Here is a 20,424-nt window from a genome sequence, read left to right on the forward strand (position 1 = left end):
AATAAAGGTTATTTGGGTGAGGAAGTCAAACCCCTTCGCGTTCTCACCCTAAAAAGCTTTTCATAAGAAAATTCAATTTAAATCAAAATAACAAAATTCTTGTCCACGCTCGGATACCTAGTGATAAAAGGAGATGGGTTCAAGCTGTTGGGCAAGGTAGTAGAAGGAGTTCTCAAAGCAACGAGGCTAAAGCTAGGTAGCGAGGAAATAACTGGAGAGGGAGCTTTAGGAAGGCTATTTTTGCTAAACGGAAAAGCTGAGATGAGAGTGTACGTTGCAGATATAGACGAGACGTTTTTTGAGAAGCTTTAGAAAAGGCAAAGCTTTTCACGCAGAAGGTTGAAGCGACAAGTTAAGGTAATGAATTTCCCACTAGCTCTTTTGCTCTTAAAATCACTTGAAGAAGCATTTCCTTAGAAAGTTTTCCAGTGTTCACGTTTCTAGGGCTTGGGTGATAAGAGCCCAATAACCAAACGTCTTTCTCGCCTCTTAACAAGACTTCTGCCCCGTGAGAGAAGCTTACCTTAGGCACTTGGTATCCCAGCTGTTTAAAAGCAACTAATAAAGCGTCCCAAGCTACCCTTCCCAGAGCAACAAAAACCTTAGCGTTCTTCAGCATCCTTATCTCGTCAACCAGAAAGGCGTTACAGTTCCTTATTTCCTCGGTTGTTGGTTTGTTTTCTGGAGGAACGCACTTTACGGCAGAGGTTACGTAAACCTTAAGCAGGAGGCCGTCATTTTTGTGCTCAGACGTTGGTTTGTTTGCTAACCCGGCTTCGTAAAGGACCCACGTTAGGTTGTTTGCGCTTTTATCTCCGGTAAACATTCTCCCAGTTCTGTTTCCACCTCTAGCTGCGGGGGCAAGTCCTACAATAACTATCTTAGCCATGACATCTCCGTTTGGAGGGACTGGCTTTCCCCAGTAATCTTGAGGGAAGGATTCTCTATACTCAGCTAGCCTGGGGCAAAGCCTGCATGAAATGAGCCTAGAGAAAAAATTGTTCATCACGAGTATAAAGTTTAATAAGGTTTATTTAAATGAAGCCTATTTTCTTGAATTAAACCTAAAGTGCAGGAAGAAAGACGAACATTCTCTTCGCCTATTACTTGGGCAAACCGGGCCCACAGTCAAACTTCAACCTAAAGGAGGTGGAGAGGGTAAACGGCGACATGAGGGAGATCGTGTTGAAGCTCAGATACCTTCCAAAGATATCCGCGGGCTACCTAGTGATAAAGGGCGAAGGGTTTAAGACATTGGGCAAAAGGTGGTAGACGGGATCCTTCAAGCCCCCAGCTAAAGCTTGGCAAGGAGGAGATAGCAGGGGAGGGAGCGAGGGGGAGGCTGTTCCTGTTAAACGGTAAGGCGGAGATGAGAGTCTACGTGGCTGACGTAAACGAGGCGATACTGGAGAGGCTTTGAACCAAAAGAAGAGAGGTTTTGATTCCCCGGGATTTTGTCGGTAATCCGAGGCTTTATCTCCATTTATGCCCAAGAATGACTTAGGAGGAAGGCCTAGGCCTAACTTACTGTTCCGAGGCCTTCCTAATGCTCAGTACCCTCAACTGCTTGAACGAGGGTTCCTTGCTCTCCCTGTCCACCCTCCAGTCCATGATCTTGTTTGCCTCCCCCCAGTGGAAGGGAGCGAATGCCACTTCTCCCCTTATCCAGTCCACGAGCTTTACCCTGAACTTCACCCTCCCCTCCAAGGTCGCTACTTCAACATATTCCTCGTTCTTTACTCCCAGCTTTTTCCCATAGTGCGCCGGGAGGAAGAGGTAGTTGTCCTCGGAGATGAGCTTTAGCTTGAAGCTCCTAGAAGTCCTGGTCATGGTGTTCCAGTGCCCCTTAGTGCGTCCAGTTATTATCGTGATCCAGTCCTCTTCCTTCTTCAGGAGGTCCCAGTCTAGGTAGATTGGCCTAGTCTTGAAGACCTTAGGCCTAACCGTCGACGCGTTGTTTGGCCATCTATACCCCCTTTCCAAGTCGTGGTACGTCAATCCCGATATGTCGTCCAGCCTTCCCCTCGTTAGAGCTTTGAACTCGTTGAACACCTCCTCTACAGAGCTGTAGCTAACGTTGAACCCCAACCTTGTCCCCACTAAGGAGACTATCCTCCAGTCGGGCAATGCCTCCCCAGGCGGGCTCCTCATAGCGTTTAGCTTTCCCACAGTTCTGTCTCCAGCGGTGTGTATGCCCTCCCTTTCTGACCAGCTAGCAGCCGGAAACACCACGTCAGCCTCCTCTACCGTTTCCGTGTGGTAGCTGTCCTGGACCACTACGGTGTCGACGTAGCTGAGTAACTCCTTAAACTTCAGGGATCTAGGCAACGACTTGACGGGGTTTGTGGCTATTACCCAAAGCACCTTTATCCTTCTGTCCTCCATTAACTTGTAGATTTCAGTTATGGTGTAGTAGTGCCTCGGTATTGAGTACCTGGGGATCCCCCAGAAGTCTTCCACCTCTTCCACCTCTTCCTCGACATCAACGTACCTTAAACCCGGTAGCATTCCAGCAAGGGCCCCTGCCTCCCTCGCCCCCATGGAGTTGTGTTGTCCGGTTAACGGCAATACGCCAGTCCCCTCCTCCCCCACGTTCCCCGTGAGCATGGCCAAAGTTGATATTAAGACCCCAGTCTCCACTCCCCTTTCCGTCTGGTTTACCCCCATCCCCCACATGAACAGGGTCTTGGAGTTAGCTATTGTGTTTGCTAGGTCGCGTATAACTCTCTCGCTTACGCCTATTATCCTGCTCACCCTCTCCGGGACTAAAGAGCTGACAGATTCCTTGAACTCCTCGAAGTGCTCCGGCCTTATCCTCACTACTCCCTGCCTTATTAGCTCGTTGGCTATGGAGCCTAGGAGGAGGACGTCCTTCCCTGGTGGGACCCTCACGTAGACGTCGGCTTGTTGGGCGCTGTCAGTAAATATGGGGTCCACTACTATAACTTTTGCCTTCTTCCTTAACTTGTTTGAGACGATCCTGTTCCACAGGACTGGAAAACTGGAGGCAGGGTTAACGCCAACTAGGAAAAAGGTGTTTGCGGAGTCTATTTCGTCGTAGGACGCAGAAGGGGATGGGTCGTCGAAGGAGTACTTTAGGGCGTAGGCAGCGCTCACCATGCACAGCCTAACGTTGGAGTCGAAGGAGGCAGTGCCTAAGTAGCCCTTCCCTAGCTTGACTGATAAGTATATGTCCTCGGTGGGTATCTGGGCTCCTACGTAAATTGCCACGCTGTCCTTGTCCCTCCTCGACGCCCTCCTTATCTTGTTGGCCACGTAGTCTAAGGCCTTCTCCCACGTTACCTCCCTGGAGTCGAGCTGGGGATAGAGGAGCCTCCCAGAGTCCAAGGTCTCCAAGAGCGTTGCCCCTTTTATGCACAACATCCCCTTGTTAGTGACGTAGTTCTCCGGCACTATTGCCTTCTCCTTTACCACTATCCCGCAGCCGACCCCACAGTAGGGGCAGATGGTTCTCACCTTACTATCACCCCCAAGCACATCACTGCGAGGAGTAGGGGAGAGGCGAAGGGGTAGACCTCGTCTATGAAGCCCAGTAGAGCCGTGATTGCGAAGCCTCCAAACCCTGCAAGCCCGCCTATTATCCCAGAGGCCTCCCCGACCTTGCTGGCCTCCTGCGTCTCCGACACGGCCTTAAACACTGCGCCGTTTGTCAGGCTGAGCGACGCCCCCAGGAGGACCACGGACGCTATTGCCAGCTCCAAGTCCTTTAAGAACGTGGCGTAGGAGAAGAGGGCAGACGAGAGGGATATGAAAAGGAAGGACAGCTTCGTGGCCCTCATCCCTCCCATCACGTCGCCCAACGCTCCCCCGAGGGGCCTAAAGGCTATTGTCGTAGCTCCGTAGGCGAAGAGGATTAGGCCGGAGGAGACAAGCTTCAACCCGAAGATCAGTGAGAACAAGGACGGGACCCAGAGCCCCACTGCCAGGAAACCGCCGAAGCTCACGAAGTACAAGTACGAAAGGTAAGTTACCGTCTTGTCGTGAAGGTAGTAGGTGAAGGCGAAGGCCATTAACACCATGGAGATCTCGGCCAAGAGTAGCTCAGCTAGGCTTAGCTTGAGGAAGCTGATGGCGACCAGGAAGCCAAGGGATATGGGAAGGAAGACAAGCGCCATGGCGGGCACCCTTCCCTTAACCCTCAACTCGTCGTCCTCCAAAAGGAGGGAGAGTACTGCGGAAGACGCGACCATTAATGCCAAGGCAACAAAGGTCAACTTGAAGCCTAGGCTTAAGAAGAGGACTGGGATTATGAGCCCGCTCACGGAGCTACCGAAATTCCCCAGTCCCCCGTATACGCCTAGGAGCGTGCCCTTCATCGCCTTGAACTTCCTAGATATGTAGGCTATCCCCACCGGGAAAGTTCCCCCTGCGACTCCCAGTAGCGTGGCAGAGGCGTATAGCTGGACCAAGGACGAGGAGAACCCTGTAAGGCCAACTGCTAGGGAGGACAAGGCGGTGACTAGGATCAGGGAGAGCCTAGCCCCTATCCTGTCCGAGAGGTAGCCGAAGACGTACCTAGTCGGCAGTGCCATGAGCTTGGGCAGGCCCAGTAGGAGGCCCAGCTCCGCGAAGTTCAAGTGGAACTCCTTAAAGAAGACGCTCCCCAAGGGCGAGTAAGCAGTCCACGCTACAAAAGTTATGAAAAAGGCGTAAGTTGGGATCGCGAGGTTTCCAAACTCTTTTTTTAATACTTCCATGTAGTCCCTTAAACATCTAATTAGTTTTAAAACCTATACCATTTTAATTCTTAATACTTTTTAACAGTCATGTGAAATCTTCACGGCGAGGTTCTATCATGACATTTTTAAAGTTTATTACAATAAAATGAAAAATCTTAATGCCAGGGTTAATAAGTTATGAAATCGATAAAAATGTTGAGCAAAGAGGACATAAAAATAGTGAAATCAACTATACCCCTCCTTGAAAAGTACGGAGTAAAGGTAACCAGCAGGATGTACGAGCTCCTCTTCCAGAGGTACCCAGAGACTAAGTTTATGTTCACTAAGGACAACTCTGAGGGACTCGCTAAAGCCCTTTTAGCTTACGCCAGGAACGTGGAAAACCTAGACAGGATCAAGGAAGCTCTGAGCAAGGTAGCCCTATCCCACGTTAGGGCGGGGGTTAGGCCAGAGCATTACGCAATCGTGTGGGAGTGCTTAAGGGACTCCATAAGAGAGAACTTGACAGAAGACGATAAGGTAATAGGGGCGTGGGAAAGGGCCTACTGGGAACTCGCCAACTACCTAGCAAAGCTGGAGACCAAGATCTACGATGCGCTTAAGGGCTAATTCTCTCGCTTTTTTCTTCAAAGCCTTGAGCCTAATATCTAACATTTTTGTTTAAAACTTTTTAACAGTAAAGCGCATCAAGAATAAAAAGAGATATAATAAATTAGGGTTTATGGTAAAATTTGCTGAAATCTTTAAAGAAGTTAATCCAAGGAAGTTTGAAGGACTCTACAAAAGCAGGGGAGACAACGAACTCATCTCCATAAGGATAAGGCAAGGAAAGGGGCGGGATCCCTCCAAGTGGTATTCCTTCCAGTTGAGGAAGTTAGCTGAGATAAGCGAGAGGTACGGCAACGGGAAGGTTCAGCTCACCACGAGGGGAGACGTGGAGTTATACGAGGTCAACTACAAGTTGGCCGACAAGGTAATAGCAGAGCTTGCTGAGGCGGAGCTTGCTCCTAGGGACTCCTGTGGAACAGTTGTCAGGAACGTGATCCCGTGCCCATCCCACCTATGTCCCCTCGCAAAGGTTGACGCAGAGGAGTTCTCCGAGCACATTGCGGACTACTTTAGGTTCAAGAGGGAGTACGAGACGTTGCCCAAGAGGTTTAAGGTGAGCATCTCTGCCTGTGAGGGGGGCTGTGCAAGTCCAGCGACCATGGACGTGGGAATAGTGGCGAAGGGCAACGGAGTCTTTGAGGTGAGGCTAGGAGGGGGAATAGGCGAACACGCCTTCTCATCTCAAAAGGCCTTCGAGGTTACGGCTGAGATGGTCCTCCCAGTAGTAATAGCCTCGGTGGAGTTGCTAAAAAGAGAGGGAGAGAAGAGGGGGTTTAAGTGGGTGGTCAAGAAGTACGGCTTGGAGAAGGTGAAAGAGATGATCTTGGAGGAGGCGAGAAAGATCGGCAAGGACGAAGTACCCGACCTCTCCCCTAAGTACCTCGACTCCAACTACGTCAGGGTACATGTGCCAACGGGGTGGATCAGCTCTGAGAAGTTAAGGGAATTGGCGGACTTCATGGACTGTTGCGGTTTCGGCTTCGGCGTGCTCTTCAACAGGCAGAGCATAGACATCCCCTACAAGGTGGAGAGGAAGGCGGCTTACGAGAGGCTAAAAGGCCTTGGACTCGACTTGAGGTTTAAGGACAGGGGAGAGCCCTACTCCTACGACGACGTGACGGTGGTTTCGTGTATAGGCAACGACTACTGTCCCCCAGCGTTGATAAACACGACGGGTATAGGGCTGAGGATATACGATTACCTCAAGAGCGCAAAGTATCCCAGGAACTTTAAGGTGAACATAAGCGGTTGTACTCACTCTTGCGGAATGCACTGGATAGCCGACCTGGGCTTTGGGGCGTTCTCAAACAGGGGAGACGTGAGGGTAGTGGTCACTATGGGAGGGGACTCCTCGACTCACATAGGGAAAATAATAGGCACCGTGAAGCCAGAAGACGCGGAAAAGGTAGTTGAGGAAGTAGTAAAGATGTACGAGGAGGAAGGCGAGGAGGGGGACTTCCGCGGTCTCCTTGACAAGGTAGGGTACGAAAAGGTCGCAAAGAGGTTAACGGAGAGGATATCGTCTTTCGAGGTTGTTACTGAGGAGCTGGAGAAGACCTTCCATTAAGGCAGTAATTGTTAACTCCCTCTTAACTTCCTCGTTTCCTGTCCCCTGAGAGTGTCCGTTTTACCGCGTAGCCAAGTCCACCTATACCCTGACGTTAACAATAAGTTTTCGTTAACTCCTCCTTACGCGAAGAGTTGAGTAGCCTCCTTAAAGGTAGATGCAGAAGGCTTTGGGTTCATCTCAACGTCGTATACCCCGAACTTCATCTTGTACCCGAAGTTCCACTCGAAGTTGTCCATAAGCGACCAGTGTAGGTAGCCCTCCACCTTCACCCTGGACTTTTTGAGCTCCTCCAAGTGGTCTAGGATGAACTTTGGCCTCAGCACGTCCCTCTCGTCTGCTACCCCGTTCTCAGTGACGAAGACCGGCTTCCCCAGCTTGCCAGCTAACTCTACTGCCCTCCTTATACCCCTAGGGTAGACCTCCCAACCGTAGTCCGAGCAAGGGTTCCCGTCAAGGGAAGACCTAGACCCGCAGAGGAATCCGTACCTCTCAAGCGGTATACCTCTCCCGTCGACCTTTATCCTCGAGTAGTAGTTCACCCCAACCCAGTCTACCTTCACCCTTCCCATGAATTCCCAGATCATTGCCTTCTCCACCTCTTCTGTCTTCTCCCCCTCTACTGCGGGGAAGTTGTAGACCACCCCTACCCTTGCCCCCTGCTTCGACAGGAGGTCGTAGGTCGCGTTATGGGTCCTTATTACATTTTCCCTAACTCTCCTTGTCGACAGCTGGCTAGTGATTCCCGGAGGAAAGTAGCCAGTCAAGTAGCCGAAGTCCACCAGGTTGTTAGGCTCGTTAAATGTGCACCAGTAGTCAACGTACTCGGAGAAGTTCTCGAAGGCGAACTTAGCGAAGTTTAGGAATTCCTCCACCGTGTCCTCGCTGTACCAGCCCAAGGATCCCTCCCTGAGGAGGGTCTCCCTTGCCTTTATGGGATCGTGGAGCCACAAGGGCAAGACGAAGTGGTTTAAGCAAGCAAATACCGCGAAGCCCCTGTCCTTCAAGTCCTTGAGTACCGCCCTGTACAGCGTCACGGCGTCCTTGGACGCCTTTCCCCGCTCCGGAAAGAGCCTCTCCCAACTGAAGCTCAGCCTCCAAGCGTTAGCGTTTACCTTTACCGCCAGCTCGTGGATCTTTTGGTAGGCGGACAAGTACTTGTTCCTCCCCGGTAGGTCGCCTGAGACCTTGTGGAGGAAAAGGTTGGTGTAGTCGGTTATCCACGCGTACCAGTCGCTGTTGGGCGTTGGTTCCTCGTACTGGAAGGCGGAAGTGGAGAAGCCCATGAGCATGCCAGTTCACAGTTAGATGAGCTTTCCTGGGTTAAATACGTCCATTGGGTCTGCTCTGGCCTTCAGCTCCACGATCTCCTCAAGTACCTCCCTTCCATACCCCTTAAACCTCAACAAGTGGTCCCTTACCTTTTCGTTGACGTTTTCCCTCATTCCTACCATCTTCTCAGAGAACACGTCCACCAACAACGTCGGCTCTCCCAAGTTCACTACCTCCCCGTGCACAGCTCCCTTGTCCCTTACCTCTTCTAGGCTCTCAAGTTCCTCTAGCTCGAGGTCCATGACGTACCACCTTTTCCCCGTGTTAACTGCAAATGAGGTGGCAAAGCTAAACCTATCGTCCACGCTAAGGCTACTCCCGAGCTCAAGGGCTGAAGAGAACACCACTACCCAGTTCTTGTTTGCCTCCTCCCTAAAGGTTCCCTTAAAACCTTGCTTGTTGTAGACGCTTACCAAGTTGAACTTCTCCCTCTGCTTGAACATCTTAGCTATCATCTCCCTCAACTCCTTAACTTCGCTGACTTCCACGTACTGTAGCTTGCGTTCTACGTACTCGACCGCGTTCACCTTTACCCTCTTCAAAACACCAGTAGTCCCACAGGCGTGGGTTACGCCTAGAGCTCCCCTCCCTGAAAGCTTTAGCCCCCCACGTGGAGTGATCAACTCCACCTCCTTGGAAAGCACCTTGAAGTGGGGTCCGTAGTTAAACGACCCAGGGCCGCCGCTTCCACCCTCGACGAAGCCCCCTATGGAAGAGATCTCGAAGCTACTCGGGTAGACTGGCAAGTCCTTTCCTTGTTTCCTTAAGTACCTTAACAGTTCTCCAACCCTATTCCCTGGGTACACCTCTACCCAGTCCTTTCCCTCGTCTATTATTCCCTTTAGCCCAGTCACGTCGAGGTAAACCGAGGGCCTCCTCCTTGGCTTCAACTGGGAGAAGTTAGTGGTTCCATAGCCCAGGGGAATTATGGGAACTCCCTCCTCCACGCACTCCGTTACCCTCTGGCTCAGCTCTTCCTCGTCCCTTACCGAGAGGTAAAAAAGTCCTTTTGTGTCGAACTTCGAGTAGGTGTAGGGAAAACCCTTTTCTAGGGGTTTAGCTTCCTCCACGCACTTCATTTTCCCCTTTTCCCCCGCCTCCAGTATCCAAGAGTCCTCATTAAGATCAAGTAAAGTGGTATAGCGAATAGCCCCGACACTGGGCCCACCTCTGCTAACACCTCCAGTGGGCCAACTTTTATCCCTAAGTCTGGGGAGTACAAGATTACTGCAAGTACTGCAAATGTCACGAACGCGGCTGGGTTAAACCCCTTCCAGTACCAGTACTCAGACTTTCTGACGAAGACAGCCTCAACGTTAAGGGAGAACCTCCTTATGATAGCGTAGTCCGCAACGTTTATGCCGACTATTATTCCTAGGGCGGTACCATAGGCCAACAACCAGTTGGTTACGAAGCTGTACGCCGAGCCCAGGAAGCTCCACGCTCCTATGGCCAGTCCCAGCACAGTGGCTATGAGCACGCCCTTGAACCAGGAGAGCTTCTTTGGGTAAATGTTGGACAAATCGTACCCTGGAGGGAGTAGGTTGGCCAGAGTGTTCACTCCAAAGGTCTCCAGCAAGAGCGACACCAGCACGAAGGCCAAGAGCGGAGCAGGCAAGGTGAGTAAGGACAGGAGGACTGGGTCTATGACCGTGGAGTGGAGGGAGGAGTAGGCGAACATGGTACCCATTACGCCCATGACACCAAAAACTGCATAGGAAATTGGAAGGGCAAGCTGTCCGTATATTTGGGAGCGCTGGGACTTGGCGAATCTAACTAGGTCAGGCATGCTTATGGCCATGGTAAGCCAATTGGCAGTGTTTGCAGCGAGGAAGGATAGGGCGGAGACCCAAGAGAAGGGGCCGAAGGCTGGCGGCAAGGAACCCAAGTACCAGCCGTGGCTGATCCCCTCGTAAAGGAATATGGCAGTCAGAGAGGCAACAGCTAACGGGGCCACGACTAGGCTGAACTTCCTCAGTGCCTCCTGCCCCTTTCTTATTGGGGAGAAGTAAAGAAGGGCAAGCTCGGCCACCACGGCTATGACGAACACTGTCCAGAAGAGCGATGGGTCTGCTAGGGAGATAGTGTAAGAGTTGGCGGAGCCCGACTTAAGGAGGGGCAGGACTACGCTGTCGAGTCTACCAGTCAAGTACAAGTACATCCCGGCAACTATCTCAGTGAGCACGAAGATCTGTATCCCCCACCATCCAGTCCCTATTATTGCCCTCACTATGGAGGGGAACTGAGCCCCCCAAATGCCCCACCTAGTCCTAGTAACCTGTGGCTCAGCTATTCCGTACTTTGCCCCAGCGTGGGACTGTATGATCATTGGCACTAGGGTAATCACGTTTCCCAAGAACTCCATTAATACCGCTACTCCCCAAGGAAGTCCTAGAAATATCCCAAACCAGGGGTATTCCCACGTAAGAACGCCTACGCTCATCACTAGCCACACCATAGAGAAGTCCCAAGCCCCCCACTTCTTGAGGGACTGTGGGACTGGCAATACGTCTTTGTTTGTTATTACCGCGTCAAATGGACTTGCCTCCTTCTTAGTTTCCCTTTCCATAATTGAAAGGGAGACAGGTTGGTTAAAAGATTTCTCTAGTTGATTCTAAAACTAATTTAATCTTTTCGTGAAAATCACAAGGTAAAAATTAAATATTTTATTGATAGACGTGAGTCAACTGGAAGGTGTATTTTCTCCCAGATCCCTCCTTGTGAGGAGCTCTCCCTTTCCCCCTTTCAGCTCACCGCCCTCGAGTACCGGCTCCCCGTTCAAGAACACGTACTCCGGCCTCCCTATTACCTCGTAGCCCTCGTAAGGCGTCCAGTCTGCCATATGTGTGGTGTTTACGCTCACCTTCCACTTGACGTTCTGGTTGTACACCACTAGGTCTGCTCTATACCCTGGCTCCAGCCTTCCCGTGTCCAATTGGTTCAAGGATGCGGGGTTAGCGGAGAGTAGTTCCACTGCCTTGTTGAGTGGTAGGCCCCTCTTCAAGAACTCGGTTATCACCATTGGCACCCTCAGTTCAACTCCGGGGAGGCCGGGCACTAGCTCTGGGAACTCCCTGTGGGAGTCCTTTACTTCAGCGTCAAACCAGTTGTGGTCAGTGGCTATCACATGGACCTTGTCTATCCTACCCCATATCTCCTCCGGGTCTCTCACGGGGGGAGAGGTAACAAACCTATGTGCGTCCTCTCTCTCGTATACCTTGGAGGACAGGATCAAGTGGTGAAGAACGACCTCTGCCAACAAGTGCCCCTTTAAGTCGAGCGTCGCCCCTGAGCTGACGTGGGCTATTAGGCCCCTCTTTACCACCGCCCTAGCCCTCAGCACCGCGCTCCACTCCGCCTCCTTCGGCCTCACTTCCGCGTGTAGTTTAGCCCTCCCCCTCTTCCCCTCCGCCAAGGTTGAGATCAGCTCCTCGTCCTCCGCGTGGACCATTATGTAACCGTTGAAGTTCTCTGAGATCTCCGCTAGCCCCTTCAAGCTCGGCCTCAGCCGGGCGTAGTTCACCATCATAAACTTCACTGAGTTGAAGAGCCTCGAGTACCTCCTCACGTTTTCGCTCATCCTGTCCGCAAATATGTGGAAGGAGTAGTTGGTGGCGCTCTCCTGGAACTGGGATACCCTCTCCTCAATGTTTGGGCTGAAGTCGGCAAAGGCGAAGTCTATTACCGTGGTCGTGCCACCGTAGATAGCGGCCTCAGTGCTCTTCCTCACCGTGTCTGAAGTCAGAACCCTCAAATACCTCTTAAATATGTGCACGTGGTTGTCGACCCCTCCGGGGAAAAGCAACATGCCGTGAAAGTTCTTCTTCTCCTGACCTTCTATTGCCTTGCCCACCCTCTTAATCCTCTTTTCCTCTACTTCCACTTCGGCCTCAATTAGCCCGTTTTCCGTTGGTACCTTAACGTTGGAGATTATCACAAGGTGAATAACGACTCCGGAAACAAAAACCTTAGCTTAGTAGGCAAAGAGGACGGGAGCCTACACCAGCACTGGGATTTTACCTGGCACGTACTTCCCGCTACCCCTCTTGGCTACCACTTGTCCCTCTTCGTAGGCCACCTCTCCCCTCCTCATGGTCATCACGTTCCATCCCTCCACCTCAACTCCGTCGTATATGGTGTAGTCTATGTTGCTGTGCAACACGTCCGCCGAGATCTTGACCTTCCTGTTTGGGTCAACTACAGCGAAGTCTGCGTCGGCTCCGGGCATTACGACCCCCTTGTTTGGGTATAACCCAAACAACTTCGCTGGGTTGAGCGAGGTCACCTCTACCAGCCTCTCCATGGTGATAGCCCCCTTCTTGACTCCGAAGTAGAAGAGCAGTGGGAGGATGTTCTCGGTTCCAGGGACTCCGTTGGGTATCTCGTGGAACGGCGGTACCTTATCGGTGTGCCTCTTCTTCTGGGAGTCGGAGTAGGTGCAGTGGTCGCTCCCCACCGTGAATATGTCCCCTGAGGCAAGCCTCTCCCAGAGCTTTGTCCTCTGCTCGTCGCTCCTCAGCGGTGGACTCATGACGAACCTATAGGCGTCTGGCCTCTTCAACGCCTCCAAGTTAAGGGTCAAGTAATGTGGTGTCGTCTCGTTGTAGAACTTGAACCCCATCCTCCTGTACGAGGAGATTATATCCACGGCTTCTCCAGTGGAGGTGTGGACAATGTACATCTTGACGTGCTTTCCAACGAGGCTGGCTATGGACGCTATCCTGTTTGTGGCCTCCACTTCCAGGATATCTGGCCTTGAGTAGTAGTGGTATATTGGGTCTACCTTTCCGTCTCTAAGGAATTGCTGTATCAGCTCGTAGATTATCTCTCCGTTCTCAGCGTGTACTCCTACTACTCCGCCGTAGTCGCTTATGGTCTTTATCAACTTGAAGAGCTCCCCATCTGGGAGCATTAGCTCGTTCTTGTAGGCCATGAAGAGCTTGAAGCTCATTACCCCCTTGTTCACGACGTCCGGTATCTGTTCCACTATCTTGGGGTTCACCTCCCTGATTATCATGTGTAGCCCGTAGTCGGAGATGACCTTTGGGTCAGCCTTGTCCCTCCACATCTTGTAGGCGGAGAGGAGGTCTTGGCCAGGGGCTGGAGTGACGAAGTCGACTATGGTAGTTACGCCCCCAGCGATGGAGGCCCTAGTGCCGTAGTAGAAGTCGTCTGCAGTCACCTCGCCCATGAAGGGGAACTCCATGTGAGTGTGGCCGTCTATTAGCCCAGGGAGGACGTACTTCCCAGAGAGGTCAATGGACTTTGTGTACTCCTCTTGGATGTAGCCTATTTTTGCGATCTTTCCCTCCTTTATCCCTATGTCTCCTTCCATGGGCCCTGAGGCCGTGAAGACCTTAGCGTTCTTCAAGACTAGGTCTAGAGCCATAATCTCCAGTCCCTGCAAGCTAATAATAAGGGTTCTTTACGCTAATGTGAAAAACTTTTTAACATATATGCAAAGTCTTTTCGAATTATTTTCAACATTTTCTCCAGTCTACGTTAAATCTCAAGGGTATTAGTGTATAAGTTATTGGAAAATGGACAGAAGTTTCTATCCAAAGGCTTAAATACGGTACAATTGGTCTGAGGAATATGAAAGACCTTTCAGTAGAGTTCGAGGGAGTCCGTTTCCCTAACCCCTTCCTCGTGGGCTCTGGTCCAACTTCGGGAAACCCAGAAAAGGTAATTTCGGCGTATAAGGCAGGCTGGGGAGGCGTAGTCCTAAAGACGATAGGTGAGTCTATAGTAAGGAAGTCAGTAAGGCCAATGTACGCCTCCATGAGGGTGAACAGGGAGCTGGCGGCTTTCGAGAACTTAGAGCTCATAACTGAGGATCCCCTGGAAGTGTGGGACAAGTACATGAGAGTAATAAGGTCTGAAGTGAATGTGCCGGTTATCGTCAGCATAATGGGAGGGCAGGACTACTCCGAGTGGGTCAAGCTGGCCAGGTGGGCAGAGGAGAGGGGGGCCTCCATGGTAGAGCTCAACTTCGGCTGTCCCCACGGGGAGCCGGAGAAGAGGACTGGGGCCTTCATAGGACAGCACCCAGACCTAGTGTTCAGCTACACTAAGGAGGTCGTGTCCTCGGTCGGCGTGCCCGTGATCGTAAAGCTGACTCCTAACGTAACTGAGATAGCAGAGGTAGCTATGAGTGCAGAAAGGGCAGGGGCTAGGGCGGTAACTGCCATAAACACCGTGAACGGCGTCATAGGGGTGGACATTGAGAGGGCACAGCCACTTCCCGACGTCAACGGATACTCAAGTTACGGCGGGATCTCGGGGCCCGCGGTGAAGCCGATAGGCCTAGCAGCGGTTTCCAAGGTGTTCTCCTCCACCTCCTTGGAGGTAAGCGGAGTAGGAGGGATATTCGGCTGGAGGGACGCGGTGGAGTACATAATGATGGGGGCAAGGACAGTCCAGTCCGTCACTTACACAATGCTCAGGGGCTTCGAGTTCGTCTCTGAGTGGAAGGGCGAGCTGGTAAAGTTCATGGAAAGGAAGGGATACTCGAGCGTTGAGGACATGGTTGGGCTTGCAGCTAAGAAAATAAGGAGCTACGAGTTCCTGGAAAAGGTAACCAAGAGGAGGACTTCGGTGGACGAGGAAATCAACGCAGTAAGGGGTGAGGTCTACGGTTAAGGTGGCAATGGTACAGATGGGGAGTGTAGAGTCAAAGGAGGCTAACGTGAAGAAGGCCCTAGACTACGCTAAGATGGCTGTAAGGGACAACGCTGAGCTGATAGTCTACAACGAGCTCTTCACCACCCAGTACTTCCCGGCTACAGAGGATCCCAAGTTCTTCGACTTAGCTGAGCCCGACGACGGCCCAACTGTTAAGACCTTCGCCGAGTTCTCGAGGCAGTACAAGGTGGGGATGATTATAACCATTTTCGAGGAGGACAAGAAGGTCAGGGGAGTTTACTACGACACTGCCATATTCATAAGGGAGGGGAAGGTGTTAGGGAAGTACAGGAAGACCCACATACCCCAGTTGCCAGGCTACTACGAGAAGTTCTACTTTAAGCCAGGGAAAGACTACCCGGTCTTCGACTTCGGCGACTACAAGGTAGGCAGCGTCATTTGCTACGACAGGCACTTCCCCGAGGGCGTAAGGATCCTAGCGTTGAAGGGGGCGGACGTAGTAGTTATACCGACTACAACAAACTTCTACCCCGAGACGTGGGAACTAGAGCTCAGGGCCCACGCTGCATTCAACACCCTCTACGTAGTTGGAGTAAACAGGACTGCAGAGGTGTTTCAGGGCAGGGAGATTGACTACTTCGGCAAGAGCCTCGTGGCAGACCCCTCAGGAAAGATAGTAAAGGAGATGTCGACTAGCGAGGGGTACGAGGTCGTAGACCTGGAACTAAACGCGATTAGGGAGAGGAGGAAGAAGGCCCCCTTCCTCAAGGACAGAAAGCCGGAGAACTACGGCGAGATATCCTCCTTGTACATTGAGAGCTTATAAGGGGTACCAGATGTCAAAGTCAGAAAACGAGCTGGAAAAAAAGATTAAAGAGGCGTCAGAGGGAATACCCGAGATTGGAAAAGTGGGCAGAGAGATAGAGACAATAGGAATTCTTCCAATACCAAATAAGATGAGAAACATGAGCTATGCTTCGTTGTTTATTTTCTGGGCAATGGCTAGTGCGTCTGCTGCAACTCCTTTGGCAGGCTTACTCGTATATGGTGTAGGTATACCATATTTTATTGCTATAATATTTCTCTCAACTATCATAGGAATAATTCCAGCAGGACTTTTCTCTGAAATAGGTAGACAGAAACCAATTGTGTCATTAGTCCAAGCTAGAGGAACGTTTGGATATTACCCGGCTAACGCTCTTTCAATGTTATATACGATAGTTAACATGGGTTGGTTTGGACTCAACTTAGCTGTTGGCGCACAGATATTATCTGCTACAAGTGGGTTGTCCTTCGTATTATGGGCTATCATACTCGGCGTATTACAAATAATTTTGGTAATATTTGGAGCAAAATGGTTAAACTATTTCTACAAATATACTGCCCCCTTGCTCGTGATAAGTTACGCAATACTAACTTATTACCTATTCTCTGCATATCATCCAGACTTAAGTAAATTATTACAGCCTTCTTCTCCTATAAATTGGAGTTTAGATATTAATTTGATACTATCCTTCTCTATACTGTCATGGTCGTATAAGATAACCACTGTAACCAGATTTGCAAAGCCGTATAACGGGAGGTCAGTAGCCTATTTTCTATCCCCCGGCTTAGGAATAATGTTACCAGTACTATTGATGGGAATATTAGGGTACATATCCCAAGCTACTACCGGAAATTGGAATCTAGCTGCTATCTATAAGCCAGGGGATCCAGTTTGGGTAATATTTGCAGCTATAGGTGCCTCAATAGCTATAATTCACACTAATGCAATGAACTTGTATCCTGCTGTGGCAGATTTATTAGTAGCTGTTGAGGTTTTCTTCAAGAGGATAAAGTCCTATAAGATTTCTCAACCCATATCCACCTTGGGTTTAGGTGTAATCTCTACAATATTAGCAATTTTAGGAATACTTAACTATGTAGAGAACTTCCTATTACTGGTAGGTGATGTGATATTTCCATTTACATTTATCTTAATAGTGGACTATTACTTTTCATTAAAGAATGCATCAATCACTGTATTTTATAAAGTAACTAAATCAATTGGTTGGAATGGTGTAATAGCATTGGCAATAGGAGTAGCCCTAAACTATTATGACGTCTTCGGAGTTGTGTCTAACTATTTCCCATATCAGGTTTTAGGTAGCCTTATATCCGCCCTTATTTATTACTTGTTATTGAGAATGAGAGGTCACGATGTGTTAGGTAGAAAAGTTAAAGGGAAGCTATTGTCGCTATATAGTAGAGAGATTCGCGATATTAGGACAAGAAGTTTAAAAGAGCCTTAAGAGTCTGCACGCTTTTTATATATTCGTTTTTGCGACTACAGCTTATGGAAAAGTCTATCACCGTTAAGGTTCCCGAGCAGCTCTACGTTAAAATGAAAGCCCACAAAGAGGTTGACAGGGGCGAAGGTAATTGGGCGGGCCATAGAGGAGAAGTTAGAAGAACTGGAGGGCGTTACGACAGGGCGTGAGCTTGTCGAGAAGTTGGAGGCACTTGGGGTTGAGAGAGGAACTCTACCGAGATCCCCCTTAAGGTGAGGAGGAATTTCAGAGGGGACTAAGGAGATTATTACGTCAACCGCATTTATAGGGTGCACTCCCTCACCAGCCTAGCGTAGGCCTCCTTGTTGTTGAGCCCTCCCACCACTTCCCCTTCTTTGAAGTCCTTCTCCCCAATTATTAGCCCGTCGGCGACCCTGCAGTACTCCTTGAAGTTGCTTAACAGGATCCCGCTACCCACCAGAACTGGCAAGTTGACCGCCTCCTTCACCTTCTTTACAGTGTCTAAGCTCGGGGGAATGTCACTCCTCTGACCAGATACTATCACTGCGTCGGCCCCTCCTCTCTCCGCCAAGTCCCTGGAGGCGAGCTCTATTGGCAGGTTGTATAAGGGGTAGGCGTGCTTTACGTGTATGTCTCCAGCTATCATAACTGGGGAGTTTAAGTACCTCTTCAGCCTCAACAGCTCAGCAGCCTTCCCCTCTATTATTCCTTGATCTGTGACGTAAGCGCCTATCAAGACGTTGCACCTAATAAACTGGGAGCCAGTAACGTGGGCTATGGAAAACGCGTCTAGACAACCGTTCCTCAGGACGTTTACCCCCACTGCCTCAAAGTTAGTGTTCCTCCTTACTTCCCTCACTATGACGCTCATTGAGGCAACGGTTATTGGGGGTATGTTGTCCTTGAAGAAGGGGTAGTCTCCTAGGTTCTCTACTATGACCCCGTTGACCCCTGCCTCCTCCAGCTTCCTCGCCTCCTTGAGGGCGAATTCCACAACTTCTTCTAAGCCCATTTCGTTCCTAGGAGAACCGGGAAGCGGAGGGAGGTGGATCATACCTATGATAAAGGGTTTTTTATGGAAGAGATCGCTTAACATCTTGGAGGAGTATTCCCAAAAAAGTATTAAGCTTTCACTCCGGGGGTATCTCCTTGAAGGCTAACATTAAGTCTATTCCCTGCCTTACTCTGTACCACTTGGCCAAGAAGTAAGTCGCAACTCCTAGGACGGGTATTGCCGCCATTAGCGCTACGTTCAAGGGCAGGTTTCCGGCGAACACGAGTGAGTTGTACAAGGAGCTCACCCCAGCGTAACCTATGGCGAGGGCAACGGACAGTACGAGGACAGCGGAGCCCAAGATCCCGTACACCTTCAGCTGGTTCATTTCCTTCCTGCTCAACGACACCCCAATTATCCCCTTGAAACCCGCAACAGCAGCGGAGACCGTAGCTTGGAGGAACTGGTAGATGAAGAGGATGGCTATGAGGGCTATGGTGGACACTGTAAACCCCAAGTAGAGCGTTGCTACTTCGAAGAATACGCCCAGCGCCAGCGCCACCGCCGAGGCTATTAAGGGGGTCTGGAGCCTGGGGCTTACGTACGATAACTTCTCGGGCAGTAGCCTGTCAAAGGACATGGCTAACATTACCCTGCTGGGTATTGCTAGGGACAGGGGGCCCGCAACGAACTGTATGCCTATGTTCAGCACGCCTACCATGAGGGCCAGGACTGGACTGGAAATTGTCATTACCCCAGCCCAAGCTATGTAGCCCTCTCCTGCGGAGACTGGGTTGGAGCTCCCCCAGCCGTTAAGCGCCACGTAGTTGAAGAAGGGTATGCCCATGGTCAATGCAGTTAACACAGTGAGGGCTATGATTAGTCCAGCGGCTATCACGTAACCAGATATCATGCCCAGCTTCAGCGACCTAGCCGCTTGTTTGTACTCCCCAGCGAAGTAGGAGGGGCCAAAGAACCATACGAAGAGCCACATCACCATCAGCACCGCGAAGACCAGCGTCTGTATGGGGTCAGTGTAGGGGAAATAGAGGGAGGTACCGCTGGAGTAAAGGGAGGCGTAGGTGGGCCCTGAGAACATGGAGGAGAACTTGTTGAAGTCCACAACGAAGGTGGAGTGGCCCTCAGTAAAGAGGCCTATTATCACTAACGCCCCCACCACCTGCATTGAGGCTATTGCAAACAGGAAGTTCGCCATTACCCTCTGTGGGGATATGCTAACTACCCACATTATGAGGAGGGAAATTAGGCTTACGATGAAGAAATAGGTAGGGTTTACCATCATGTTCACGCCCAAGTTAAAGAGGGAGGAATTGTTGAACGCTAGGCCAATTATCTGAAACGCGGGGGCTATCCCAGCGCTCACCTCTATTTGGGAGAGGATGGCAGCTAGCAGTGGGGTTGAGATGATGTTAGCGATACCTTGAATAGTAGCTGGGAGTGGTCCCAGTATCCTAGATATGTATATGTACTCTCCTGAAGATCTAGGGATGTACTCGGCCAACTTTAAGTAAGTGAGGAAGATAGGGAGTGCTATCACAGGAGCTATCGCTATCCCTATAAACCAGTTTGCTGCCGGTAACGAGGGAGAGTATATTAAAGTGTAGTAAAGGGATATTGGGACGATTAGGGCCAATACCTTGGAAAAAGCGTGCTTAGCTCCCATTTGCCTTACTAGCCCTGAGGACTCTCTAACGAATATACCCTTCCTGGACATAAAACGTTATTTGACTAAAGACCTTATATACTTTTTTATTTTATGTTTAAAAAATATTTATATCGTGTGTAGGATAACCTTTCTATTTTCATCTTTTTTTAAATAGCCATTGTTTTTTATATAAAGTTTTCGAAAACGTCGTTGAGTCATCAAGCAGTTTAAGGAGGATCTCTTGAAATTGTTATATACAACCTTTATTAATGTGAAAAACAAGGTGAACTAGTGATATTCCAACAAGTGGTAGCGGCAGTCTCCGTGGTACTTTTTGCGTTAATAGTTACTCTTCTAGTAACCCTGGCATCAAAACCACGTTCTAAGTCGAGGAAGTCGAGAAAACAGAAAAGGGAAGTTAGACGCTACAGCCTTTCGCACTAAACCCCTTTAAGCTGGAGAGGAATCTCTTGGGCGGTGATAAGTAAGAAGACAAACCTCGCCTGACGAAGGTTTTAACATGAAAACGATTTCCTTTTATGGCGCTTTCTTTGGCGAACTAAAGATGAGGAGCCCCGATTACTCCCGCAATTCCGGAAGCGTCAAAACCGCAGTTGTGA

18 protein-coding genes are annotated in these 20,424 nt (G+C 50.2%); 8 read left to right on the forward strand and 10 right to left on the reverse strand.

Annotated elements, in window-relative coordinates; translation table 11 throughout:
* Positions 1-99: 99 nt before the first annotated feature.
* Positions 100-312 carry a hypothetical protein gene (locus tag MPF33_10525; protein MCI2415655.1) on the forward strand — a complete coding sequence of 71 codons (213 nt, stop codon included), beginning with the start codon at positions 100-102 and terminating at the stop codon, positions 310-312.
* Positions 313-352: 40 nt separating this feature from the next.
* On the opposite strand, the gene MPF33_10530 is transcribed toward MPF33_10525, so the two are convergent.
* Complete coding sequence (locus MPF33_10530; GenBank protein ID MCI2415656.1) at positions 353-889, reverse strand: uracil-DNA glycosylase; 537 nt, start codon at positions 887-889, stop codon at positions 353-355.
* Positions 890-1,107: 218 nt separating this feature from the next.
* On the opposite strand from MPF33_10530, the gene MPF33_10535 reads away from it, so the two are divergent.
* Positions 1,108-1,272, forward strand: coding sequence for a hypothetical protein (locus MPF33_10535; protein MCI2415657.1), 165 nt, complete (start codon positions 1,108-1,110; stop codon positions 1,270-1,272).
* Positions 1,273-1,524: 252 nt separating this feature from the next.
* Here the strand turns inward: MPF33_10535 and MPF33_10540 are convergent, their stop codons facing one another.
* Both MPF33_10540 and MPF33_10545 read right to left on the reverse strand, forming a co-directional pair.
* Positions 1,525-3,477, reverse strand: coding sequence for a molybdopterin-dependent oxidoreductase (locus tag MPF33_10540; GenBank protein MCI2415658.1), 1,953 nt, complete (start codon positions 3,475-3,477; stop codon positions 1,525-1,527).
* Positions 3,474-4,718, reverse strand: a complete 1,245-nt coding sequence (locus tag MPF33_10545) for an MFS transporter (protein ID MCI2415659.1) — start codon at positions 4,716-4,718, stop codon at positions 3,474-3,476. The genes MPF33_10540 and MPF33_10545 overlap by 4 nt, the downstream gene beginning before the upstream one ends.
* 159 nt (positions 4,719-4,877) lie before the next feature.
* Here MPF33_10545 and MPF33_10550 point away from each other — a divergent pair, with 159 nt between their 5' ends.
* Positions 4,878-5,309, forward strand: a complete 432-nt coding sequence (locus MPF33_10550) for a globin domain-containing protein (GenBank protein ID MCI2415660.1) — start codon at positions 4,878-4,880, stop codon at positions 5,307-5,309.
* A gap of 112 nt (positions 5,310-5,421) precedes the next feature.
* On the forward strand, positions 5,422-6,876 hold the full coding sequence (locus MPF33_10555; protein MCI2415661.1) for a nitrite/sulfite reductase: 1,455 nt from the start codon (positions 5,422-5,424) through the stop codon (positions 6,874-6,876).
* A 122-nt stretch (positions 6,877-6,998) separates the two neighbouring features.
* On the opposite strand, the gene MPF33_10560 is transcribed toward MPF33_10555, so the two are convergent.
* From MPF33_10560 to hydA, 5 genes are all read right to left on the reverse strand, one after another.
* The gene (locus MPF33_10560) at positions 6,999-8,162 is read right to left on the reverse strand and encodes a family 1 glycosylhydrolase (protein MCI2415662.1); all 1,164 of its coding nucleotides are present in this window, start codon (positions 8,160-8,162) and stop codon (positions 6,999-7,001) included.
* Between the two features lie 18 nt (positions 8,163-8,180).
* Entirely contained in the window at positions 8,181-9,287 is a 1,107-nt protein-coding gene (locus MPF33_10565) for an FAD-dependent oxidoreductase (GenBank protein MCI2415663.1), read from the reverse strand.
* Positions 9,284-10,777 carry a cytosine permease gene (locus MPF33_10570; GenBank protein MCI2415664.1) on the reverse strand — a complete coding sequence of 498 codons (1,494 nt, stop codon included), beginning with the start codon at positions 10,775-10,777 and terminating at the stop codon, positions 9,284-9,286. The genes MPF33_10565 and MPF33_10570 overlap by 4 nt, the downstream gene beginning before the upstream one ends.
* A 114-nt stretch (positions 10,778-10,891) precedes the next feature.
* Positions 10,892-12,145, reverse strand: coding sequence for an amidohydrolase family protein (locus MPF33_10575; GenBank protein ID MCI2415665.1), 1,254 nt, complete (start codon positions 12,143-12,145; stop codon positions 10,892-10,894).
* 60 nt (positions 12,146-12,205) lie between these two features.
* Positions 12,206-13,597: a dihydropyrimidinase gene (gene hydA / locus MPF33_10580; protein ID MCI2415666.1), complete on the reverse strand. Its 1,392-nt coding sequence runs from the start codon at positions 13,595-13,597 to the stop codon at positions 12,206-12,208.
* A gap of 206 nt (positions 13,598-13,803) precedes the next feature.
* On the opposite strand from hydA, the gene preA reads away from it, so the two are divergent.
* Genes preA through MPF33_10600 form a run of 4 tightly spaced genes read left to right on the forward strand, consistent with a single transcriptional unit; the run spans position 13,804 to position 17,332 of the window.
* The gene (gene preA / locus MPF33_10585) at positions 13,804-14,850 is read left to right on the forward strand and encodes an NAD-dependent dihydropyrimidine dehydrogenase subunit PreA (protein MCI2415667.1); all 1,047 of its coding nucleotides are present in this window, start codon (positions 13,804-13,806) and stop codon (positions 14,848-14,850) included.
* Positions 14,834-15,679: a hypothetical protein gene (locus MPF33_10590; protein ID MCI2415668.1), complete on the forward strand. Its 846-nt coding sequence runs from the start codon at positions 14,834-14,836 to the stop codon at positions 15,677-15,679. The genes preA and MPF33_10590 overlap by 17 nt, the downstream gene beginning before the upstream one ends.
* Positions 15,680-15,689: 10 nt before the next feature.
* Positions 15,690-17,144 carry a cytosine permease gene (locus tag MPF33_10595; protein MCI2415669.1) on the forward strand — a complete coding sequence of 485 codons (1,455 nt, stop codon included), beginning with the start codon at positions 15,690-15,692 and terminating at the stop codon, positions 17,142-17,144.
* A 44-nt stretch (positions 17,145-17,188) separates the two neighbouring features.
* Positions 17,189-17,332, forward strand: coding sequence for a hypothetical protein (locus tag MPF33_10600; protein MCI2415670.1), 144 nt, complete (start codon positions 17,189-17,191; stop codon positions 17,330-17,332).
* Positions 17,333-17,445: 113 nt separating this feature from the next.
* Here MPF33_10600 and MPF33_10605 read toward each other — a convergent pair whose 3' ends face one another.
* Entirely contained in the window at positions 17,446-18,240 is a 795-nt protein-coding gene (locus MPF33_10605; GenBank protein ID MCI2415671.1) for a BtpA/SgcQ family protein, read from the reverse strand.
* 34 nt (positions 18,241-18,274) lie between these two features.
* The gene (locus MPF33_10610; protein MCI2415672.1) at positions 18,275-19,873 is read right to left on the reverse strand and encodes an APC family permease; all 1,599 of its coding nucleotides are present in this window, start codon (positions 19,871-19,873) and stop codon (positions 18,275-18,277) included.
* Positions 19,874-20,424 lie beyond the last annotated feature (551 nt).

Source organism: Candidatus Aramenus sp. CH1, assembly GCA_022678445.1.
Classification (GTDB): Archaea; Thermoproteota; Thermoprotei_A; order Sulfolobales; family Sulfolobaceae; genus Aramenus.